The 4,993-nt window shown below is 66.6% G+C and carries 5 protein-coding genes, 2 tRNA genes and 1 pseudogene; 5 read left to right on the top strand and 3 right to left on the bottom strand.

What is annotated here, in order from left to right:
* The 3 genes from ACIQ6O_RS12780 to trxA all read left to right on the top strand — a co-directional run.
* The coding region (locus ACIQ6O_RS12780; RefSeq protein WP_396208174.1) for an amidohydrolase family protein at positions 1 to 683 on the top strand (683 nt) is incomplete at its 5' end.
* Positions 684 to 750: 67 nt separating this feature from the next.
* The gene (locus ACIQ6O_RS12775; RefSeq protein WP_396208173.1) at positions 751 to 1,095 is read left to right on the top strand and encodes a zinc ribbon domain-containing protein YjdM; all 345 of its coding nucleotides are present in this window, start codon (positions 751 to 753) and stop codon (positions 1,093 to 1,095) included.
* A gap of 4 nt (positions 1,096 to 1,099) precedes the next feature.
* On the top strand, positions 1,100 to 1,894 hold the full coding sequence (gene trxA, locus ACIQ6O_RS12770) for a thioredoxin (protein WP_396208172.1): 795 nt from the start codon (positions 1,100 to 1,102) through the stop codon (positions 1,892 to 1,894).
* A 16-nt stretch (positions 1,895 to 1,910) separates the two neighbouring features.
* Here the strand turns inward: trxA and ACIQ6O_RS12765 are convergent, their stop codons facing one another.
* Positions 1,911 to 2,693 (bottom strand): dimethylarginine dimethylaminohydrolase family protein, encoded by a 783-nt coding sequence (locus ACIQ6O_RS12765; RefSeq protein ID WP_396208171.1) that lies wholly within the window; start codon positions 2,691 to 2,693, stop codon positions 1,911 to 1,913.
* Between the two features lie 65 nt (positions 2,694 to 2,758).
* Here ACIQ6O_RS12765 and ACIQ6O_RS12760 point away from each other — a divergent pair, with 65 nt between their 5' ends.
* Positions 2,759 to 4,078 carry an amino acid permease gene (locus ACIQ6O_RS12760; protein ID WP_396208170.1) on the top strand — a complete coding sequence of 440 codons (1,320 nt, stop codon included), beginning with the start codon at positions 2,759 to 2,761 and terminating at the stop codon, positions 4,076 to 4,078.
* Positions 4,079 to 4,141: 63 nt separating this feature from the next.
* On the opposite strand, the gene ACIQ6O_RS12755 is transcribed toward ACIQ6O_RS12760, so the two are convergent.
* Positions 4,142 to 4,228: transfer RNA gene (locus ACIQ6O_RS12755), tRNA-Ser, on the bottom strand.
* A gap of 75 nt (positions 4,229 to 4,303) precedes the next feature.
* A tRNA-Ser gene (locus ACIQ6O_RS12750) sits at positions 4,304 to 4,390 on the bottom strand.
* 150 nt (positions 4,391 to 4,540) lie between these two features.
* On the opposite strand from ACIQ6O_RS12750, the pseudogene ACIQ6O_RS12745 reads away from it, so the two are divergent.
* Positions 4,541 to 4,993 (top strand): annotated as a pseudogene (locus ACIQ6O_RS12745) (hypothetical protein); the annotation flags it as partial.

Raw genomic sequence — 4,993 nt, 5'->3', positions numbered from 1 at the left:
GGAACCGGTTCCTCAAGAACCTGAAGGATCGCGACGTCACGCTCGACCCCACGATGACGACGTACCTCACGGGCCGCGATGTGAACCATCGCATGTACGCCCCGTGGCACGAGAAGTACACGATCCCCACGCAACGCGACTTCTATATCAGTAATCGCGAAAACCACGGCGCCTACTTCTACGACTGGACGACGGCCGACGAAGTCGCGTGGAAGAACTTCTATCGCGTGTGGATGATGTTCCTGAACGACTACAAGAACATGGGTGGTCGCGTGACGGCGAGCTCTGACGCCGGCTTCATCTGGAACACGCCGGGGTTCAGCACGATCGAGGAGCTGGAACTGCTGCAGGAGGCGGGCTTCTATCCGGGCGAGGCCATTCGCGCGGGCACCTACCACGCGTCGGTCGCGCTCAACAAGGCGACCAACACCCCGATCGACAAGGGCGTCGTGGAACCCGGTATGCTGGCCGACCTGGTGATCGTCGACGCCAACCCCTTCACGAATCTCAAGGTGCTGTACGGCACCGGCTGGCAGCGCCTCAACGACGAGACCGGCAAGGTGGAGACGTATGGCGGCGTGAAGTGGACCATCAAGGACGGCATCGTGTACGACGCCAAGAAGATGCTGGCCGACATCGAGGAGATGGGGAACGCACAGCGCCGTGCCCGCGGTGGCAAGTAACTGACCGTCCACGGGGAGCAGGACACCGTTTGTTCCTGCTCCCCTTTCCCGTCCCGGTGCCCATCGCATGTCGACACTACCGCCCTGCCCGTCTTGTGCGTCGCCTTACGCATACGAAAGTGGCACCCTGCTCATCTGCCCCGAGTGCGCTCACGAATGGGTAGCGGGCGAGGCATCGTCCGCGAGCGCCGATGTCCCGCCCGCCATCCGTGATGCCAATGGCAATCCGCTGGCCGACGGCGACACCGTCACCGTGATCAAGGATCTCAAGATCAAGGGGACTTCGCAGGTGGTGAAGGTCGGGACGAAGGTGAAGAACATCCGCCTGGTCGACGGCGATCACGACATCGATTGCCGCATCGATGGCATTGGCGCCATGAAGCTCAAGAGCGAGTTCGTTCGCAAGGGATAGGTTCATGGAAGGAACGACGCATGTGATCGATGTGACCACCGCTGATTTCACGAAGGCGGTAGTCGATGCCTCGCTGGACACGCCGGTGCTCGTGGATTTCTGGGCCACCTGGTGCGGTCCGTGCCGGGCGCTGGGCCCCGTCCTCGAGAAACTCGCGAACGCGTATGCCGGCGGCTTCGTGCTGGCGAAGGTGGATACCGATCGCGAGCAGGCGCTGGCCATGCAGTTCCAGATCCGCAGCATCCCCACGGTCATGCTCTTCAAGGGCGGGAAGGCCGTGGCGAGCTTTCCGGGGGCGCTGCCGGAGGGGCAGATCCGCTCGTTTCTCGCCCAGCACGGCGTGATCCGCGGCGGGAAGACCGAGACCTGGTCGGACGACGCGGCGACGCGGGTTACCGAACTGCGTGCGGCACTGGCGCAAGACGCGACGCGTACGGACCTGCAACTCGGTCTCGCCGTGGCGCTGGCGGAAGCCGGCGCCGATGCCGAAGCGCGTCACGCGCTCGAAGCGCTTCCCGCTGCCGTGTATGGTGACCCGTCGGCCGTGCGCGCGCGCGCCCGTCTCGAATTACGTGCGCTTGCCGCAAGCCGTCCGGAGGGCGATCTGGTCCGCGATGGACTCGAACGCGTGGCTGCGGGTGAGGTGTCCGCCGGTGTCGACGTGTTGCTCGAAGCGCTGCGGGAAGACCATAGTGACGCGAGTCCGGCGCGCACAGCGCTGGTGGCGGTGCTGCAGGGCAGCGCCGACGAGGAGTTCGTGCGCGACACTCGGCGACGCATGGCGCGGGTGCTGTTCTAGGGCGTGAATCGCGAGTTCATGGCCCGGATACGAGCAGGCTGCAGCAGGTCACCGCGCCCTCGGCTTTCGCGAGTTCGTCGGCCGGCACGGTGACAAGCGCATATCCCGCGGCCCGAAGCGTCGCATTTGTTCGCGTGAACGCCGCCGCAGCCAACAGGGAGGTTCCCACGCGCACCACGTTGGCGGCATCCGGTTCCGTCGCATCGACGAGGACGGCGCGATGCGGCGCGAACGCGGCCGGCGACACCCAGGCCGGATTGCACAGCACCGTCTGATCATCGAGCGCCGTGACGGCGCTCTTGAGATGCAGGCAGCCCGTCACTTCCACGGGTATCACCGTGTACCCGTGGGGCTGGACGAGTCGCGCCAGCTGGGCAATACCCGCGTCGTTGGTGCGCAACGTTCGCCCCACGTAGAGAGTACGGCCCACCTGCATCACATCGCCGCCGTCGAGTGCCCCCGGCGCCTCGATGCGGGCCAGCGCACGATACTCGGTCAGTATTGCGGCCACGGGCTCCACCTCGGCGCGACGACTTGGTGCGCCCGGCCGGGTGATCACGGCCAGTTCGTCGAGCACGATGGCGGTGTCCTCGATGAACACCGCATCGGGATTGTCGGGCGCGGCCGGTACCCGTCGCACCTCACAGCCGAGTGTGCGCAAGGCCGCTTCGTACTCGGCGTGCTGCGCCTCGGCCCGCGCCGTATCGATGGGGAGGCGGTCGAGGTGCGTGAGCTCACAGGCGACGATCGAGGGACTCACAGCGCGGGTGAGCGCCAGCAACGGAGACGGTGTGGACATGAACGACTACGGTGGAGAAGCGTGATCAGGCAACGCGGGAGCGTTTCAAGGGGTATGTTCTCGGCATGACGCTGCCTGCCGAACGCCCTTCGCACAAGCTAGGCCCGTGGACCGCAACCGCGCTGGTGGTGGGCAACATCATCGGGGTCGGCGCTTTCATGGTGCCCGTCTCGCTTGCGCCCTACGGGTGGGGCAGTCTGCTCGGATGGGCGGTGACGCTGACCGGGGCCCTGTGCCTGGCGTGGGTGTTCGCCGTGCTGTCGCGCCACCTGCCCCACTCGGGCGGGGCCATGGGCATCGTGCGCGAGGCGTTCGGAAGCAACGTGGCGTTCCTCAACGCATGGGGCTACTGGGTCTCCGTGTGGGTGGCGAACGCCGTCATCGTCATCGGCGCCGTGAGCTATCTCGGCAAGCTCGTTCCGGCGCTCGACCGCTCGCGCCCGCTGTCAGCGATCACCGGCGTGGTGTTGCTGTGGTGCTTCGCAGCGGTCAACTGGCGCGGCGTGCAGACGGCGGGTCGCGTGCAGCTGGTCACGACCATCCTCAAGATGTGGCCGTTCATCGCGGCCTTCATCGTGGCGGTGATGCTGCTCGTGAACGGTGGACTCGGCGTCGTGCAGCCCTTCGACGCGTCGCAGCTCACGCTTGGCGCCGCGGCGACCACGACCACGCTCACGCTCTATGCGATGCTGGGGATCGAGTGCGCGGCCGTACCGAGCGACGCCGTCGAGGATCCCGCGCGGGTGGTGCCTCGCGCCACGATGATCGGCACGATCTTCAGCGGCCTGATCATCATGCTGCTGTGCGTGTCGCTGGTAGCGTTCATGCCGGCGGACACGGTGGCGAAATCGAACGCGCCGCTCGTGGAGTTCGTCTCGTTGGGACTGGGCGATACGGCCGCTCTGCTGGTGTCGGTGGCGGTGGTGATCGCCGCGCTTGGCTGCCTGAACGGATGGGTGCTCCTCGCCGGTGAGACGCCGACGCTGATGGCGGAGGCGGGGGAACTGCCGGCGTGGTGGGGAGTGCGCAACGCACGCGGGGCAGCGCGCAATTCGGCGCTGGTGAGTACTGTGCTCACGAGCGCGCTGGTGCTGCTCAACGGCAGTTCGGCCTTCACCGGGGCGTTCACCTTCATCGTGCAGCTGGCGACGGCCACGGTACTGCTCATCTACATACTGTCGCCGTTGGCCGCGTTGAAGTTCATGGCGCGCGGCCGCCTGCCCCGTTCAGCGCTGCTGTCGGTGGCCTCGATCGGAGCGCTGGTGTTCGCGGCGGTCGCGGTGATCGGGTCCGGGGTACCGGCGGTTCTCTGGGGGACCGTGTTGATCGGCGCCGGCTGGCCGCTGTACCGCGTGATGCAGCGGCGAAGGCTGACGGTACCCTAATGGCGCCCGAAGCACGAAGCCCCGCCGCAGTCGGTCGACCGCAGCGGGGCTATCGTGGTGCAGCGGATGGGGGGGGATTCGAACCCCCGAGACCCTTTCGAGCCAACACGCTTTCCAGGCGTGCGCCTTAAACCACTCGGCCACCCATCCGGGGAAGCAGGAACGCGCCACCGCGGCAGGCCGTGGCGGCGCGTTCGAGCTGGAAACTGCGACTGCGACAACAAGCGGACAGGGTGAGATTCGAACTCACGATACCGTTGCCGGTATGCCGGTTTTCGAGACCGGTGCCTTCAACCACTCGGCCACCTGTCCTCGGAACCCCCGCTGGCCGTAAGGCCAACAGACTCCGGGAGCCGCGATAGTTAACCGCCGGATGGGCCCGGATCAAGTCCTCGGAGGGGAAGATGGGGGGCGTCTTTCCGCATTGCCGAATGCGACACGCGCCCGCACGTTATCCGCGCCATGACCATTCCCCTCCCCCGCCACTCGGCGCGCGGCTGGCTCGCCGCCGCCCTGCTCCTGGGCTGCGCCGGGCTCCCCGCCTGCGCCCCATCAGCCCCCAAGGCCGATCCCCCCCGATTCGCTGAGCTGGTCGACCAGTACCTCAACGACTTCGCCCGACGGCATCCATCGATTGCCGGCGGCAATGGCCTCCACGCGCACGACGACCTGCTCGATGACTTCAACGCCGCGGGGATCGCGAAGGAGATCGCGGAGCTCAAGGCCACGCAGACGGCCCTGACGTCACTCGACAGCACCTCCCTGTCGAACGAAGAACGGGTGGACCGCCGCATTCTGCTGGGTGTGATCGACGGGTGGCTGCTGGAACAGGAGACCCTCGCCAACTGGCGTCGCAATCCGATGCTGTACGCGTCGGCCTTGTCCGATGGCGTGCACAACCTGATGACGATGGAA

The sequence above is a fragment of the Gemmatimonas sp. genome (genome assembly GCF_044345575.1).
In the GTDB taxonomy this organism is placed as follows: domain Bacteria; phylum Gemmatimonadota; class Gemmatimonadetes; order Gemmatimonadales; family Gemmatimonadaceae; genus Gemmatimonas.
This window is presented reverse-complemented; position numbering and strand designations above follow the sequence as displayed.

Coding starts and splice junctions, on each gene's coding strand:
- ACIQ6O_RS12775 (WP_396208173.1), top strand. CDS start 751: ATGTCGACACTACCGCCCTGCCCGTCTTGTGCGTCGCCTTACGCATAC.
- ACIQ6O_RS12765 (WP_396208171.1), bottom strand. CDS start 2,693: ATGTCCACACCGTCTCCGTTGCTGGCGCTCACCCGCGCTGTGAGTCCC.
- trxA (WP_396208172.1), top strand. CDS start 1,100: ATGGAAGGAACGACGCATGTGATCGATGTGACCACCGCTGATTTCACG.
- ACIQ6O_RS12760 (WP_396208170.1), top strand. CDS start 2,759: ATGACGCTGCCTGCCGAACGCCCTTCGCACAAGCTAGGCCCGTGGACC.